Source organism: Streptomyces sp. PKU-EA00015 (genome assembly GCF_013387495.1).
Taxonomy (GTDB): Bacteria; Actinomycetota; Actinomycetes; order Streptomycetales; family Streptomycetaceae; genus Streptomyces.
The window spans coordinates 1-15,254 of sequence record NZ_JABZEE010000040.1; the positions used below are offsets into that span (position 1 = coordinate 1).

General features: G+C 72.8%; 14 protein-coding genes and 1 pseudogene. 8 read left to right on the forward strand and 7 right to left on the reverse strand.

The window, feature by feature from the left end; all coding sequences use genetic code 11:
* Both HW130_RS23835 and HW130_RS23840 read right to left on the reverse strand, forming a co-directional pair.
* Positions 1 to 228, reverse strand: a pseudogene (locus HW130_RS23835) (hypothetical protein); the annotation flags it as partial.
* Positions 225 to 884: a hypothetical protein gene (locus tag HW130_RS23840; protein WP_177151724.1), complete on the reverse strand. Its 660-nt coding sequence runs from the start codon at positions 882 to 884 to the stop codon at positions 225 to 227. The gene HW130_RS23840 and the pseudogene HW130_RS23835, both read right to left, overlap by 4 nt.
* A gap of 88 nt (positions 885 to 972) precedes the next feature.
* Between HW130_RS23840 and HW130_RS23845 the strand changes: the two genes are divergently transcribed.
* Entirely contained in the window at positions 973 to 1,974 is a 1,002-nt protein-coding gene (locus HW130_RS23845; RefSeq protein ID WP_177151725.1) for a LuxR family transcriptional regulator, read from the forward strand.
* A gap of 17 nt (positions 1,975 to 1,991) precedes the next feature.
* Positions 1,992 to 2,474 carry a DUF456 domain-containing protein gene (locus HW130_RS23850; protein WP_177151726.1) on the forward strand — a complete coding sequence of 161 codons (483 nt, stop codon included), beginning with the start codon at positions 1,992 to 1,994 and terminating at the stop codon, positions 2,472 to 2,474.
* Between the two features lie 52 nt (positions 2,475 to 2,526).
* Here the strand turns inward: HW130_RS23850 and rsgA are convergent, their stop codons facing one another.
* Positions 2,527 to 3,630 carry a ribosome small subunit-dependent GTPase A gene (rsgA, locus tag HW130_RS23855; RefSeq protein WP_177151727.1) on the reverse strand — a complete coding sequence of 368 codons (1,104 nt, stop codon included), beginning with the start codon at positions 3,628 to 3,630 and terminating at the stop codon, positions 2,527 to 2,529.
* A 368-nt stretch (positions 3,631 to 3,998) separates the two neighbouring features.
* A complete protein-coding gene (locus HW130_RS23860) occupies positions 3,999 to 5,033 on the reverse strand; it encodes a PHP domain-containing protein (protein WP_177151728.1) in 1,035 nt (344 codons plus the stop codon).
* A gap of 362 nt (positions 5,034 to 5,395) precedes the next feature.
* On the opposite strand from HW130_RS23860, the gene HW130_RS23865 reads away from it, so the two are divergent.
* Positions 5,396 to 5,830 (forward strand): subtilase-type protease inhibitor, encoded by a 435-nt coding sequence (locus HW130_RS23865; protein WP_177151729.1) that lies wholly within the window; start codon positions 5,396 to 5,398, stop codon positions 5,828 to 5,830.
* Between the two features lie 55 nt (positions 5,831 to 5,885).
* On the opposite strand, the gene HW130_RS23870 is transcribed toward HW130_RS23865, so the two are convergent.
* Entirely contained in the window at positions 5,886 to 7,805 is a 1,920-nt protein-coding gene (locus tag HW130_RS23870; protein ID WP_177151806.1) for an NAD(P)-binding protein, read from the reverse strand.
* Positions 7,806 to 7,904: 99 nt separating this feature from the next.
* On the reverse strand, positions 7,905 to 8,777 hold the full coding sequence (locus HW130_RS23875; RefSeq protein WP_177151730.1) for an ABC transporter substrate-binding protein: 873 nt from the start codon (positions 8,775 to 8,777) through the stop codon (positions 7,905 to 7,907).
* Between the two features lie 292 nt (positions 8,778 to 9,069).
* On the opposite strand from HW130_RS23875, the gene HW130_RS23880 reads away from it, so the two are divergent.
* Complete coding sequence (locus HW130_RS23880) at positions 9,070 to 9,462, forward strand: VOC family protein (RefSeq protein ID WP_177151731.1); 393 nt, start codon at positions 9,070 to 9,072, stop codon at positions 9,460 to 9,462.
* A gap of 368 nt (positions 9,463 to 9,830) precedes the next feature.
* On the opposite strand, the gene HW130_RS23885 is transcribed toward HW130_RS23880, so the two are convergent.
* Positions 9,831 to 11,009, reverse strand: coding sequence for a YihY/virulence factor BrkB family protein (locus HW130_RS23885; RefSeq protein ID WP_177151732.1), 1,179 nt, complete (start codon positions 11,007 to 11,009; stop codon positions 9,831 to 9,833).
* Positions 11,010 to 11,026: 17 nt separating this feature from the next.
* Between HW130_RS23885 and HW130_RS23890 the strand changes: the two genes are divergently transcribed.
* The 4 genes from HW130_RS23890 (at position 11,027) to HW130_RS37040 (ending at position 15,198) form a co-directional block, all read left to right on the forward strand.
* On the forward strand, positions 11,027 to 12,676 hold the full coding sequence (locus tag HW130_RS23890) for an acyl-CoA dehydrogenase family protein (protein WP_177151733.1): 1,650 nt from the start codon (positions 11,027 to 11,029) through the stop codon (positions 12,674 to 12,676).
* A gap of 300 nt (positions 12,677 to 12,976) precedes the next feature.
* Entirely contained in the window at positions 12,977 to 14,218 is a 1,242-nt protein-coding gene (locus HW130_RS23895; RefSeq protein WP_256356296.1) for a helix-turn-helix domain-containing protein, read from the forward strand.
* Between the two features lie 43 nt (positions 14,219 to 14,261).
* On the forward strand, positions 14,262 to 14,834 hold the full coding sequence (locus tag HW130_RS23900; RefSeq protein WP_177151735.1) for a GNAT family N-acetyltransferase: 573 nt from the start codon (positions 14,262 to 14,264) through the stop codon (positions 14,832 to 14,834).
* A gap of 280 nt (positions 14,835 to 15,114) precedes the next feature.
* Positions 15,115 to 15,198: a putative leader peptide gene (locus tag HW130_RS37040; protein WP_310650533.1), complete on the forward strand. Its 84-nt coding sequence runs from the start codon at positions 15,115 to 15,117 to the stop codon at positions 15,196 to 15,198.
* Positions 15,199 to 15,254 lie beyond the last annotated feature (56 nt).

Sequence of the window (15,254 nt, forward strand, 5' to 3'; positions counted from 1 at the left end):
CCCGTCCGGCGTCGGCGCGCCGGCGCCGCCGCCCGGCGGGGCCGGAGGGCGGTCCCGCCCGGCGCGGGGGCGGGACACCGTGCCCGGCGCCGAGGCGAAGCGCGTGTCGAGCGTGTCGTCCGTGCGCGTCGGGCCCGGGCCCGTGTCCGGCGCGGAGTCGTCGTAGAGCCTGCTCCACCAGTCGTCCTCGGCGGTCGGCCTGCCCGGCCTCTCCCCCTGCTCGCTCATGCCCTTATTGTCCACCGCAAGAGGCGGGTGAAACCGGGCCATCCAGGGATTCCCACCCGTGAAGGTGGTCCGCCGGGCGGCCCAACCCCCCACGGGAAGGCCGCCCGGCGGACCGTCGCGGTCGGCGCACGGCGTATGCGCCGACCACGAGCTGGGTGACGGAGTTGCCCTTGGCGTCCGTCGGTTCGGTTTTCGTCCACGAGGCGTCGCTCGGTGGCCGCCTCGGTCCACGTGTCGCCGCTGTCGTACGAGTACGACAGCTTCGCGCCGGTCGGTTCACCGGGCTCGTAGCCCGCGTGACCCGTGGCGCTCAGAGCGGTGCGCAGGTCGTCGCTCGCCGCGACCGTCTTGAGGCCGTCCTCCGGGAGGCGGTACCCCGGGAAGAGCAGCGGGATTCCTTGCGAGTACGCGCTCTCGTCCAGGCGGGAGCGGAACTTCCAGGTCGTCAGCAGCTGGGTCGAGCGCTTCCGGACCGCGGCGGGCTGCCCGATCTTCGCTTGGTTGAGCGACAGTTCGTACAGCGCGTCGTCCGACGGGACCTCGAAGACCCCGAACGGAAAACCAGTCTGCCCTATCTCTTCCCCGTCGCGCATCAGTCGCAGGTTGCCGATGTGACCGAACGAGCCCGCCACGGCGGCGTGTTCGCTGTCCCCCACAGCGCGGGGGATGATGGGCGCGGCGGGTTTGCGCCGTGGCCGTTTTCCGCCACGGAGGCGAGGAAGTGCACGTCCGGGGAGGGGCATCGTGCTGGGAGCGATAGGGCTCGACGAGAGACAGGAGACGGCCTACCGCGCGCTCGTCGCGCTCGGAGCGGCGGAGATCACCGATCTCGCACACCGTCTCGCACTGCCGGAGACGGAGACGGAGCGCACGCTGCGGCGGCTGGAGCAGCAGGGCCTCGCGGCCCAGTCCTCCGCTCGCACCGGGCGCTGGGTGGCGGCTCCGCCGGGCGTCGCGCTCGGAGCGCTCCTGACCCAGCAACGGCACGAGCTGGAGCAGGCGGAGCTGGCGGCGGCGCTGCTGGCGGAGGAGTACCGCGCGGAGTCGCAAGAGCCCGCCGTGCACGACCTGGTGGAGGTGGTGACGGGCGCGAGGGCTGTCACGCACCGTTTCGTCCAGTTGCAGCTGGGCGCGGCCGAGGAGGTCTGCGCGCTGGTCACGGGACGGCCGGTCGCGGTCAGCGGCATGGACAACGAGGCGGAGGAGAAGGCGGCGACGCGCGGGGTGGCGTACCGGGTGGTCGTCGAACGCGAGGTGCTGACGATGCCGGACGGCATCACGGAGCTGACCGCCGCCCTCGGCCGCGACGAGCGGGTCCGGGTGGTGGACCGGGTGCCGACCGAGCTCGTGGTCGCGGACCGTTCGCTCGCGATGGTGCCGCTGACCGGGCGCGGCGCGGAGCCGGCGGCGCTGGTCGTCCACGCCAGCGGCCTGCTGGAGTCGCTGACGGGCCTGTTCGAGGCGGTGTGGCGCGACGCGGTGCCGCTGCGGCTGGGCTCCGGGGACTGTTCGGTGACCGAGACCGCCGCCGGGGGACCGGATGCCACGGATCTGGAGATCCTGTCGCTGCTGCTTGCCGGGATGACGGACGCGAGCGTGGCCAAGCAGCTCGACGTGGGGCTGCGGACGGTGCAGCGCCGGGTCAAGGGCCTGATGGAACTCACCGGCGTCACCACCCGCCTGCAGCTCGGATGGCATGCCTATGCGAAGGGGTGGGTGGCTCGCGACCTGCGGGGACGCCCCTGATCCTGCACTGTGGTCGCATGGGCATGTGGCAGCTGCTGATGGTCGGCGGTGTGATGCTGCTGGGTCTTCTGGGCGTGCTGCTGCCGGGAGTGCCCGGGCGGTGGCTGGTGTGGGCCGCGGTCCTGTGGTGGGCGATGCACGAGGCGTCGGGCCCCGCGTGGGCGCTGCTGGTGGGCGCGACCGTGGTCCTGCTGATCAACCAGGTCGTCGTCTGGCTGCTGCCGCCGCGCAGGCTGAAGGGGGCGGCCATCACCCGCCGGGCGGCCCTCTACGCGGGTGTGGGGGCCCTGGTGGGCTTCGTGGTGGTGCCCGTCGTCGGGGCGGTGCCGGGGTTCATCGGCGGGATCTACGTCTGCGAGCGCCGGCGCCTGGGCGGCCACGGCCAGGCGAAGGCGTCGACGCGGTCGGCGATGCGCGCGGCCGGCACCAGCATGCTGGTGGAGCTGTTCGGCTGCCTGCTGGTCGTGGGCGCGTGGGTGGCCGTCGTGCTGGGCGGCTGACGCCGGTGCCGTGCCCCCGGGGGCTTGCCCGGAGCACGGCACCGGTGGGGACTCAGCGCAGGTTGCCGCGCTTGGCGGCCATGGCCGCCTTGCCCTGAGCGCCCTTCAGTTTCCAGTCGCGCAGCATCTCGGCCCGCAGCCGTGCGTCCGTCTTCGCCACGATGCGCCGGTTCTCGCGGAGCAGCTTGCGGTAACTGTCGAGCCTGCGCTCCGGCAGCGTGCCGTTCTCGATCGCGGCGAGCACCGCGCAGCCCGGCTCCGCGCCGTGGGCGCAGTCGTGGAACCGGCACTGCTCCGCCAGCTCCTCGATCTCGGAGAAGACCTGCCCGACCCCGGTCTCCGCGTCCCACAGCCCTACCCCGCGTACGCCCGGGGTGTCGATGAGGACTCCCCCGCCCGGCAGGACGAGGAGGTTGCGGGTCGTCGTGGTGTGCCGGCCCTTGCCGTCGACGTCACGTGTGGCCCGCACGTCCATGACGTCCTCGCCGAGCAGGGCGTTGGCGAGCGTGGACTTGCCGGCTCCGGAGACGCCCAGCAGCACGCTGGTGCCGCCGGAGACGATCGCGCGGAACACGTCGACGCCTTCCCCGGTGGTGGAGCTGACGGGCAGCACCTGCACTCCCGGCGCCGTGGTCTCGACGTCCTGCACGAGGTAGGACAGCGTGGTGACGTCGGGCACCAGGTCGGCCTTGGTGAGGACGACGAGGGGCTGCGCACCGCTCTCCCACGCGAGCGCGAGGAAGCGCTCGATCCGTCCGAGGTCGAGCTCGACGGCGAGCGACACGCAGATGACGGCGTGGTCGACGTTGGCGGCGAGGACCTGTCCCTCGGACCGCTCCGACGACGTGGACCGGACGAGCGCGGTACGGCGCTCCAGCACGTGGCGCGCGTACCGGGGATCGCCGTCCGTGTCGACGGCGACCCAGTCGCCCGTGCACACGACGCGCATCGGATCGCGCGGTGTCACGAACTCGGTGTCGGCCCGGACGGGGCCCACGGGGGTGACCACGTCGCACTGGCCGCGGTCGACGCGTACGACGCGGCCGGGCAGCAGCCCGCGCTCTCCGTACGGAGTGAACTCCCGCGCCCATCCGTCGTCCCAGCCGTAGGCGGCGAGGGGGTGTGCGGATGCGGCGGAGGCAGAAGAGAGATTCAAGGGGAACCCTTCACAAGGGTGGCCCCGGCAGGCGCGCGTCGGCGCCAAGGCGCATGGCGCGCCAGAGGAAGGTGAGGTCAGCCGGAGACCACGGAGGTGGGAGAAATGGTCTTCTGGATGCGGGCAGCGCCCGTCGCCATGACAGCCATCGGTCACACCTCCTGGTCGTACTCGGCTCGGAGCAGCGGCGGAAGGACCGCCGGCGCAGCAACGAACTCACCCTAACGGGAGGGCGGATCGCCGCGCCACGCATTTTCCGCGCCGGGCGGCCGGTGCCCGGACGGGGCCGTTCGGGGTGCCGGGGGTTCGCCGCGCCTCGGCGATCAGCGTGGCCCGGCGCGCCGGGGCCCCGCGGCCGACGGTCGCTCTCAGCCGCCGTCCGGTGGCCTGCGGGTGCGGGTCCACTCCGTCAGCTGGTCCGCCGTCCATGTGTTGATCACCCGCTCCGGCGGCACGCCGCACTCCTCGGCGCGGGAGCAGCCGATGATCTGCCAGTCCAGCTGGCCGGGTGCGTGGGCGTCGGTGTCGATCGCGAACACGGCCCCGGCGTCGAGGGCGCGGCGTAGCAGCCGCAGGGGCGGATCGCGTCGTTCCGGGCGGCTGTTGATCTCGACGGCGGTGCCGTGCTCGGCGCAGGCGGCGAAGACGCGGTCGGCGTCGAACTGCGACTCGGGCCGCGTGCCGCGCCCGCCGGTGACGAGGCGTCCGGTGCAGTGGCCGAGCACGTCGGTGAGGGGGTTCTCGATCGCGCGGAGCATGCGGCGGGTCATGGCCGGGGCGTCCATGCGGAGTTTGGAGTGTACGGAGGCGACGACGAGGTGGAGGCGGTCGAGGAGTTCGGGATCCTGGTCGAGCGTGCCGTCGGGGAGGATGTCGCATTCGATGCCGGTGAGCAGCCGGAAGGGTTTCCACTGCTCGTTGAGGCGCTCGATCAGGTCGAGTTGGGCGAGCAGCCGTTCGGCGCTCAGTCCGCGCGCGACCTTGAGGGTCGGCGAGTGGTCGGTGAGGACGGCCCATTCGTGGCCGAGTTCCGCCGCTGCGCGGCCCATCTCCTCGATGGGGCTGCCGCCGTCGGACCAGTCGGAGTGCAAATGGCAGTCGCCGCGCAGTGCGGCGCGCAGCCCGGCGCCGCCGTCGGCGAGCGGCGCGGCCGCCTCCTCCTCCAGGCGGCGCAGGTAGGCGGGGGTCCCGCCCGTCAGCGCCTCCTCGACGACCTGGGCCGTCTTCGGCCCGACACCCTTGATCCCGACCAGCGTCCCGGCCGCCGCCCGCCGGGCGATCTCGTCGCGGTCGAGCTCCGCGAGGGCCGCGGCGGCGGTGCGGAAGGCCCGTACGCGGTAGGTCTCGGCGCGCGTGCGCTCCAGCAGATAGGCGACTCGGTCCAGCGCTTCGACCGGTTCCATGGCACCTCCCAGGTCCCCTGCCCAGTGAACCCCGGCGCCCCGGAACAGTCCAACGGTGAACGATGAAGGCGTGAACTCACTTGCTCCTTTCAATCAACGATTCAAAGATCGATTCACCTTAAATTTTCTTGATCAACGACCGGGAACGTCTTTCTTCGGCCGTTTCAGTCCGCTACTGAACCGCTGCTCAGTGCGGCAACGGTGGTCACAACCTGCCCATGACGGGTCACAAAGGGTGACCGGTTCCGGTCGTGGCGCAAGCGATCTCGCCGGAGGTGAGCAAGACTCCGCTCCGGCTTCCCCGTCCGATTTCCGGAACCGCCAACCGATTTCCGAAACCACCACTCCAGGGAGTGTTCGACATGCGGTACATCGCCAAGAGTCTCGTGCTCGCCACCACGGCGCTCGGGATCGCCGTCGCGCCCGGCACGGGCAGCGCCGGCGCGGCGCAGACCGGCGCGCAGAGCCTGTACGCGCCCTCCGCGCTGGTGCTCACCGTGACCGCCGGCGACGACGCCCTGAACGGCAGCGTGCTGCGCGCGGTCACCCTCACCTGCACGCCCAGGGCAGGCGGCACCCACCCGGCCGCCGGCAAGGCCTGCGCCGAACTGCGCGCCGAAGGAGCCCGGTTCGAGTCGGTCGTCGCCGCGGACAGCGGCGTCATGTGCACGAAGCAGTGGGACCCGGTGACGGTCACCGCGGACGGCGTGTGGAACGGCAGGCGGATCGCCTTCACGCACACCTTCGCCAACAGCTGCTTCAAGGAAGGAGCCGACGGCGTCGTCTTCGGCTTCTGAGCCCGTACGACGGCGGGGCGGCCACGGCGCGTGCGCGCCGTGGCCGCCCCCTCGTTCACCGCTGTCCGCCGGTCGTGCGGTGCCTCCTGCCCAGCAGTTCTGCGAGCCCCCGGCGGGTCGCCGCCACGACCACCCTGTCCTCGGGGCGCAGCACATAGCCGGGGTGCAGGTCCCAGACGAGTCCCGCGGCGCCGTCCTCGCCCGAGCGGCGGGCGGTGGCCAGATCGGCGCGCCGGTCGCCGGGAGCCGTGGCGTCCAGCGCGATCACGCGCCAGCGGCCCGGCCGGAACGCCTCGGCCACCGTCATCCCTTCGAGCCGCGACTGGCCGGCGACCTCCAGGGCGGCGAACAGCAGCACCTTGCGCTCGACCGGGATCGCCCCGAGGATCTGACGCCCCATCATCGCTCCGGCGAAGGCCGGGGCGGCCAGGGTGGAGACGCTGCGGCTGCGGGTGAGCGCGCCCGGGTGGGCCGAGCGCAGGCTGCGGTAGACGGCGCCGGCGAACTCGTCGTCGTAGATCCGCAGGGCGACCCGCAGATCGGGTCTGGCGGAGCGTGCGTACAGGGCGGCTTCGAGGTTCGTCGTGTCGACGCTGGTGAGGGCGAGCAGGGCGTGCGCCCGATGGATCTTCGCAGCCTCCAGCACGCCCTCCTGGGTCACGTCGCCCAGCACGGTCGGCACCCGCAGGCGCCGCACCAGCGGGATGCCGCGCGCCTCGGGATCCTCCTCGACGCAGACCACGGGGATGCCGAGCTCTCTGAGCTGCATCAGCACCCTGCTGCCGATCTTCCCGAGGCCGAGCAGCACCACATGTCCCGACAGCCCGCGCGGCGGGCGGCGCAGTGCGGAGGCGGTACGGAACGTGCCGAGGGCCTCGAGCGCCGCCGCGACCGTGAGCGGGAGGAGCAGCAGTCCGGCGAAGCCGGTGAGGAGTTGGAGGACCTGGCGGTCGGGGTCCGCTCCGTGGGCGGGGTCGCCCATGCCGAACAGGTCGAGCAGGATGAGGTACATCGCATGCAGCGGATGGTCGCCGGTGGTGAGCCACGTGGCGACGCCGAGGCCGACGACGGCCGCGCCGAGCCCGGCGAGGGACCAGCGCAGCCGCCGCGAGAAGAGTTGTCCCAGTGGTGCGCCCCGGCCCGAGAAGGGCCCGGGTGCGCGGCCGGGCGCGGTGTGCGAGATGGCCTCCAGGACGACGGTGCCGCGCCCCGTGGCCTCCGCGACGCTCCGGTCGTCGGGGAGCAGCCGCGGACCGTCCTGGCCGCTGCGGTCCGAACCCTCCTCGCCCGCCGGGTCGTTGGTGGTCGACGACAGCAGCGCGAGGGTGCACAGCCCGGGGTCGGCGACCTCGCCCCGGGCGGGCGGCGTGCGTTCGACGGCCCGCAGCAGCAGGCCGTCGGCCCGTACCACCTTGCTCGTCCCGGCGATCGCGGTCGCGGCCAGCGCCGGTGCGGCGGTGTCCGCGTCCGACAGGACGGTCGTGGAGGCGTCCAGCTTCTCGGGGTCGATCCCCGGGTCGGCCAACGCGGCGGCCTGGTCGAGGAGTTGTTCGAGGTGCTGGCCGAGTTTGCGGTTGTAGAGGCGGATCACCAGCCGCAGACGCGGGTTGAGGCGGCGGGCGGCGAGCGCGGCCCGGATGTTGGTCTCGTCGTCGTCGTGGACGAGCGCGAGGGCCGCGGCGTCGCCCACCCCGGCCTCCAGCAGCACGTCCTCGTCCAGCTGCGGGGTCTCCAGGACCCGTGGTAGGTCGGGCGGCGGGGTGTCGCCGGGCGCGACGGGCGGGGCGACCGCGCGGGTCATGGCGGCCGACACCCGCCCGAACAGCGCGGAGGCCCTCGCCCTGCCCGGCGACGACGGTTCGGAACCTCTCGGCGCTCCCGCCGCGGGCACGACGAGTGTGACCCGTTCCCGGTAGACCTCGCGCAGTTCGGCGGCGAGCCGGTGCGCCAGCGTGTCGTCGCCACACACGATCATGTGGCCCGGCGTGACGGGCAGTTGCGTCTGCTGCGGGAAGGTGGAGGTCACACCCCATAGAGTGCCGTGCGCGTCCGGGCGGTTGCGCCGGGGGGCGGGTCAGCGGGTCTCCAGCGCCTTCGCCACCGCCGCGAAGTAGTCCGCGTGGGCGCGTGCGCTGCAGGGGAGTTCGGGGTTCCACGGCACGACGCGGGAGCGTGCCGTGGCGGCCCACCGGCCGCCGGGCCCGGCCAGGCGGTGCATCGGCACGGCATTGGCGCGCACGTCCACCAGGACGACGTCGGGCTCCAGTCGCTCCACCGCCGTCCAGTCGGTGGTGGACCAGCTGACGCCGGGACCGGGGCCGGGCTCGGCCATGCGCACCCCGTGACCGGTCAGGGCCCGCAGGTCGGGCCACGCGGTGGGCCGGGCCAGGTGCACGGTGTCGTCGCCGGCGGGTGACAGGGCGAGGACGCGGACCTCGGGCGCCCGGGCCGCCGCGGCGCTCAACCGTGTTCGCGCGCCGGTCAGTCCGGCCGCCGCCGTCGCGTCCTCGCCGGCGCCGAGCGAGGCGGCCAGTGCTTCGAACCGCTCCCGCGTCCCGTCGAGCAGGCGCCCCTGCCCGACGTCCAGGACGACGAGGGGAACGCGCTCCTCGAGGTGCTTGGCCGCGTCGGGGTCGAGCGCGTAGACGTGGTCGGAGCCGTACGCCACCGCCACCACCAGGTCCGGAGCGGAGCGCAGGAGGTCGTCGGCTCTCAGTCCGGGGCCCGGGCCGAGGTACTCGGCGGTCCCTGTCGGCAGGGCTCCGGCCTTGGCCGGATCGGCGTCGGCACCGTCGTGGGCGGAGCCGAAGACGCTCGCCGGCCGTAAGCCGTGGTCGTACAGCGTGGCCCCCGCCTGTATGTAGGCGGTGATCCGCTCCGGTGTGCGCGGCGCGGTGGCCAGGCGGCCGCGGTCGTCCAGGAACTGCCATCCGTCGTCGTACGCCATTGCGCCTCCACTCGGTCATCGGCACGTGCGTCGCCGATTCCCTGCCCCGGCGGGGCACTCCGTACGCGCCGGGCCGCCCTTCAGCGGACGGTCGGCTCGGGGCCGGCCGCCCGGAAAACGAACACCGCCGTCTCGGCGTCGTCCAACTCGCGGGCGTGCGCCGCGTATGCGCCTCGGCCTCGGGTCCCGGCGGCCGACTCGGCGCTCTCCCCAGCCTCGGCCTCGAAGCGGCAGCCACCGGGCGTCCGATTCGTTCAAGACCGCAGTGTCCCCGCCGCCCTACGGTGACGACATGACTCCACGACTCGACGCCATCGGCCTCGTCGTCTCCGACATGGCCGCCTCCCTCGCCTTCTACCGCCGCCTCGGCCTCACCGTCCCCGCCGACGCGGACCTTGCCCCGCACGTGGAGGCGAGCCTGCCCAGCGGGCTGCGGGTGCTGTGGGACACCGAGGAGACCGTCCGCTCCTTCGATCACGGCTGGACCCGCCCGTCCGGTGGCGATCGCATCGGGCTCTGTTTCCGGTGCGACAGCCCGGCCGAGGTCGACGCCGTCTACGACGAGCTGGTGTCCGCCGGCCACCGGGGCCACCTCGAGCCGTGGGACGCGGTGTGGGGGCAGCGTTACGCGGTGGTGCTCGACCCGGACGGCATGGGCGTCTCCCTCTTCGCCGACGCCGCGTAGGAGCTGAGGGTGGTCCCGGCCAGGGCCCGCATCTCCCGGGCCAGGCCCTCTCTTTCGGATCAGGCCGGATCAGTGAGCAGGTTCCGGGGCGTGCGATCGCAAGGCGGAGGAGGGAGACATGGCGGAGCCATGGCGACCGACGACAACGCGGCGAGCGTGCGTGCCGGGGCACGCGAGCCCGGCAAGATCCGAAAGAGAGGGCCCAGGTGCGCCTGGTCGGCGCAGTCCGCCGCAAGCGCCGCATCTCGGGGAGCACCGGATGCACCGGGCCGTCGTGCCCGTGCACGGTCCTGGTCCAGACGACGGCGCCGTCCAGGCGTGAGGGCCGTTCCCGGTACATACGACCGAGGACAGGACGGGTCCGGCGGTCAGGCGTGGCCGTCCTGTCCGTCGTCGCGGGTGTGGTCCCTGCCGTTGTCGCGGCCGCTGTCCCTGCCGGTGTGCAGGCGGGACTTCACGTCGTCCGGCGGAAGGAACCTCGACCAGCGCTCGGGGAACTCGGACGGCATGTCGCCGCCGTCCTCGTCCCCGTCCTCGTCGTCCGCGTACGCATGGGCCGCCCTCGCCCGCGCGAGCAGCTCGGCCGCCTCCGCGGCGCGGGCGCGCTCGTTGGCGGCGCGGGCCGCGGCCGTGGCGACCGAGGGCCAGACGCGATCGATGGCGGCGTTGACGGCGGCGCCGACGAGGACGGCGAAGGCGGAGACACCTATCCACAGCAGAAAGGCGATGGGCGCCGCGAGCGAGCCGTAGATCGTGGGGCCCTCGACGGTGCTGGTCAGGTAGATACGGAGCAGGAAGCTGCCGAGCACCCACATCCCGAGCGCCACGAGCGCTCCCGGCACGTCCTCCACCCAGGGCGACCGCACGGGCACGGACACGTGGTACAGGGTAGTGAGGAACGCGATCGACAGAAGGATCACCACCGGCCAGTAGAGGATCTCCACCACTTCGGTGCCCCACGGCATCAGCTCCACCACCCGGTCCGGGCCGACGACGGCGAGAGGCAGCACCACCGCGCCGATCAGCAGGGCGATGATGTAGAGCAGGAACGCCAGGAGCCTCGTCGCGACGATGCCCCGGTGCCCGTCCAGCCCGTACATGACGGTGATGGTGTCGATGAAGACGTTGACCGCGCGGGACCCCGACCAGAGGGCGATGGCGAAACCGATGGAGATGAGGTCGGGCCTGCCGCCGTGCGTGACGTCCTCCAGCAGGGGTTTGGCGATGTCGTTGACGCCCCGGTCGGAGAGCACGGTGCCGACGGCGGTGAGGATGTTCTCCTCGATCGAGGCGACGGTGGTGGTGTTGGTCCAGTTGTCGATGTAGCCGAGCAGGCCCAGAAGGCCGAGCATCAGCGGTGGTACCGACAGCAGCGTGAAGAACGCCGCCTCGGCGGCCAGGCCCAGGATCCGGTACTCGATGCAGGAATTGACGGTGTCCTTCAGCAGCAGCCATGCCATCTTTCGCTTGGAGACGTTGCGGTAGAGGACTCGGGCTCGGTGGAGCCGCCCATGGGGCCGCTCGGGTGTTTCATTTGCTGCCTGCACCTCCTTACCGTATCGGCATGGCAGACAGCACCCACACAGTGACCAACCAGGCTCCGCCCCTGGTGGGGTACGACGTCTACAGCGCCGACCGTGCTCTCACGGAAGCGGTCGACCGGCATGTGGCCCCCGAGCTCCGGGACGAGGTGCGCGAGGAGCTGTCCGCACTCGGGCAGACGGCGGGCTCGGCACAGGCACAGGAATGGGGGACCCAGGCCAACGAGAACCCGCCGAAGCTGCGCACCCACGACCGGTACGGGAACCGGATCGACGAGGTCGAGTTCCATCCGGCCTGGCACCGGCTGCTCGGGCACGCCGTCTCGGCGGGCCTGGTCAACGCCTGGAACCGGCCGGCCGGGCACGTGCGCCGGGCCGCCGGATTCCTGGTGTGGACCCAGGCCGAGGCGGGGAACGGCTGCCCCCTGTCGATGACGCACGCCTCGGTGCCCGCCCTGCGGACGGATCCGGCGCTCGCCGCGGTGTGGGAGCCGCGGCTGACGTCGACGGTGTACGAGGAGGGTCTGCGCCCGGCGGCCGAGAAGGCGGGTTCGCTGTTCGGGATGGGCATGACCGAGAAGCAGGGCGGCAGCGACGTGCGCGCGAACACGACGCGCGCCGAGCCGCTGGCCGCCGACGGCGAGTACGTGCTGACCGGTCACAAGTGGTTCTGCTCCGCGCCGATGAGCGACGGTTTCCTGGTCCTGGCGCAGGCGGCTGGGGGCACCTCCGGGGGAGGGCTGACCTGCTTCCTGGTGCCCCGGGTGCTGGAGGACGGGACGCGCAACGTCTTCAGGATCCAGCGGCTCAAGGACAAGCTCGGCAACCGGTCCAACGCGTCCAGCGAGGTGGAGTTCGACGGGACGTGGGGCAGGCGGGTCGGCGACGAGGGCCGCGGGGTGCGCACCATCATCGAGATGGTGGCCGCGACCCGGCTCGACTGCGTCCTCGGCTCTGCCGCCCTGATGCGGCAGGCAGTGGCGCAGGCCGTGCACCACGCGACGTACCGCAGCGCCTTCGGCGGGCTGCTCGTCGACAAGCCGCTGATGCGCAACGTGCTGGCCGATCTGGCGCTCGAGTCGGAGGCGGCGACGACGCTGGGACTGCGGCTGGCCGCGGCGTACGACGCGGACACCGAGGAGGAGCGGGCGTTCCTGCGGCTCGCGGTGCCCGCGGCCAAGTACTGGGTGACCAAGCGGTGCACTCCGGTCGCGGCCGAGGCCCTGGAGTGCCTGGGCGGCAACGGCTACGTGGAGGAGTCGGGCATGCCCCGGCTGCTGCGCGAGTCGCCGCTCAACTCGATCTGGGAGGGCTCGGGCAACGTCCAGGCCCTGGACGTGCTGCGCGCGTTGCAGAGGGAGCCGCAGGCGCTGAACGCCTTCCTGAAGGAGGTCGGCACGGCACGGGGCGCGGACCACCGGCTGGACGCGGCGATCAAGGATCTGCTGACGGAGCTCGCCGACCTGGACGGCATCGAGGCGCGGGCGCGGCGGCTCGTCGAGCGCATGGCGCTGGTGCTGCAGGGATCGCTGCTGGTGCGCTGGGCGCCCCCGGAGGTGGCCGACGCGTTCTGCGCCTCGCGGCTGGGCGGTGACTGGGGGGCGGCGTTCGGGACGCTGCCGCACTCGCTGGACCTGGCCTCGGTGGTGGAGCGGGCGCGCGCCTCGGTGTGACGTCGAACGGGCGCGGGCCGTGGTGCGACGGCCCGCGCCCGTGACGTTTGTCGGGTGGTGCTGCGCCGACACGGCACCACCCGCACCGGCGGACCGGTGTTGCGTCACCTTCGTACATGCGCACGCCCGTTCGCGACGGTTGCAAAGGGTTGCATCCTTGTGTGGCATATGGCGGCGCACTGTGCCCGAAGCGAGGCAGGATGGCCGGGCACGCCCCCGCCACCCCCCGTTCCGGACGCTGGCGTCATCGAGGAGGACCCAGTGCACAACACATCGCTCGACCTGGCGAGGCTCTCGGCCATGGACACCGCCGAGGCCCTCCGGCTGCTGAAGGGCGTACGGGACGCGGCGCTCTCCGGGCGCCGGCCGCAGGTGGGCCCGCGCACGGACATCGACGAGTCGTGGCAGCGGATGCTGCGCGGCGGGGTGGACCCGGACAGGGACCGCAGGGCCGGGTTGCTGCCGCTGGAGGAGATCGAACGCCGCAGGCTGTCCTCGCCGCTGCTGGAGGTGCTGCCGGTGCTCCGCGAGGGTCTCGTGTCCATCGCGGAGGCGGCGCAGCACATCATGGTCGTCGCGGACGCGGAGGGCCGGCTGCTGTGGCGGGAGGGCAGCGCGCCCGTGCTGCGCAAGGGCGACGGGCACGGCTTCGTCCTGGGCGCGGACTGGTCCGAGGGTCTGGTCGGCACGAACGGCGTCGGCACCGCCCTCGTGACCCGCCGCCCCCTCCAGGTGCATTCGGCCGAGCACTTCGTCGCCACCCACCACACCTGGACCTGCGCGGGGGCCCCGGTCACCGATCCGCGCGACGGGAAACTGATCGGCGTCGTCGACATCAGCGGACCGCTGTCCACGATGCATCCGGCAACGCTCGCCCTCGTAACCTCGGTCACCAAGCTCGCCGAGGCCGAGTTGCGCAACCGCCACCACGAGGCGCTGGACCGCCTGCGCAGTGCGGCGGCGCCGCTGCTGGGCCGGATCGGCGGCCGGGCGCTGGCGGTGGACGGCAACGGCTGGCCCGCCGCGGTGATCGGAATGGCTCCGCCGGGCAGGCTGGCGCTGCCGAAGGCGGTGCGCGCCGGGCGGCTATGGCTGCCGTCGCTGGGGATGTGTTCGGTGGAACCGCTGCCCAGCGGCTGGCTGGTGCGGGTGGACGAGAACGACGCCGGGCCGGTGGCTCCGGGCCGGGTGGTGCTGGATCTGAGCAGGCCCCGGCGGCCCTCGGTACGAGTGTCGGGCGGCTCCGGAAGCTGGACGTACGAGCTCAGTCCCCGCCATGCCGAGCTGCTTTACCTGCTGGCGCTGCACCGGGACGGGCGCAGCGCGGCGCAGCTGGCGGAGGACCTCTTCGGGGACCGGACGCGGACGGTGACGGTGCGGGCGGAGATGTCGCGACTGCGGCGCCATCTCGCCCAGGTGCTGGCGCACCGCCCGTACCGGTTCACCGAGGAACTGGAGGTGGAGGTGGTGGCGCCGGACCGGCCCGGCGACCTGCTGCCGCACTCGACGGCTCCTGCGGTCCGGCGGGCCCGGGCGGCCTGACCGGCGCTTGGCCGGAACCCGCCGTCGTGATTGTCTGGCGCGCATGAGCATCACTGTGACCACCTGGTCCCTGGAGCAGACGTCGCCCGCCGACCAGCGGCCGGCGTCGGTGCCCGACGCAGACATACGGATCGTCCGGGCCGAGGTCCCCTCGCCCGAGTTCAGCCGTTTCCTCTACACGGCCGTCGGCGGGGACATCCACTGGACGGACCGCCTGGGCATGACCTACGCCGACTGGCAGGAATGGCTGGAGCGTCCGGGCGTCGAGACGTGGGTGGCGTACGACAAGGGGACGCCGGCCGGCTACGTCGAGCTCCAGGCCCAGGACGAGGGCGCGGTGGAGATCGTCTACTTCGGACTGGTCCCGGCCTTCCGGGGCCGGCGGATCGGCGGGCACCTGTTGTCGTACGGCGTCGCCCGGGCCTGGGACCTGGCCGACCGCTGGCCGGGGCTCGCGCAGACCAAGCGGGTGTGGCTGCACACCTGCTCCAAGGACGGCCCGCACGCGATGGACAACTATCTGCGCCGCGGCTTCACGGTCTTCGACACCAAGGTCGAGGAGGAGGAAGGGGACCCGGCGGCGCCCCCCGGCCCATGGCCCGGCGCGGGCATCTGAGAGGGCCCTGCTCTCCTGACCGTCCCCAAGCGGAGCCGACCGGGACCCGGCGCCGAGCGCGGTGCGCCCGGGTGCCGGCTCGGGGTCCGAGCGCCCCACGCGCCCGGACCGGCCCTGGGCAAACCGTCGGCCGCAGGTCCGCCGGCAACGGCTCCCCGGCCATCGGCCCGGAAGCCGCCGCGCAGTGACCCATGACACACTGTCTCGCGATGCGGGACAGTGTTGTCCACATTTTGGATAGCGGTGGACTGAGTCCAAAGTCCCATGACACGCTTCCGTCATGTCTAGCACTGGAATTGCCTTGGTGAGTCGGCGGCACGTCGACCTCGGCCGCATGTCCAGCGCCATCTGTCCGGCCTGCTGACAGCCCAGCACAGCCGCGCTTTCCCCCTGCTTGACCCCGCCCTGCGCACTGTCGCG

Coding starts and splice junctions, on each gene's coding strand:
- HW130_RS37040 (WP_310650533.1), top strand. CDS start 15,115: ATGTCTAGCACTGGAATTGCCTTGGTGAGTCGGCGGCACGTCGACCTC.
- HW130_RS23860 (WP_177151728.1), bottom strand. CDS start 5,033: ATGGAACCGGTCGAAGCGCTGGACCGAGTCGCCTATCTGCTGGAGCGC.
- HW130_RS23870 (WP_177151806.1), bottom strand. CDS start 7,805: ATGATCGTGTGTGGCGACGACACGCTGGCGCACCGGCTCGCCGCCGAA.
- HW130_RS23850 (WP_177151726.1), top strand. CDS start 1,992: ATGGGCATGTGGCAGCTGCTGATGGTCGGCGGTGTGATGCTGCTGGGT.
- HW130_RS23875 (WP_177151730.1), bottom strand. CDS start 8,777: ATGGCGTACGACGACGGATGGCAGTTCCTGGACGACCGCGGCCGCCTG.
- HW130_RS23880 (WP_177151731.1), top strand. CDS start 9,070: ATGACTCCACGACTCGACGCCATCGGCCTCGTCGTCTCCGACATGGCC.
- HW130_RS23890 (WP_177151733.1), top strand. CDS start 11,027: ATGGCAGACAGCACCCACACAGTGACCAACCAGGCTCCGCCCCTGGTG.
- HW130_RS23895 (WP_256356296.1), top strand. CDS start 12,977: ATGGACACCGCCGAGGCCCTCCGGCTGCTGAAGGGCGTACGGGACGCG.
- HW130_RS23900 (WP_177151735.1), top strand. CDS start 14,262: ATGAGCATCACTGTGACCACCTGGTCCCTGGAGCAGACGTCGCCCGCC.
- HW130_RS23865 (WP_177151729.1), top strand. CDS start 5,396: ATGCGGTACATCGCCAAGAGTCTCGTGCTCGCCACCACGGCGCTCGGG.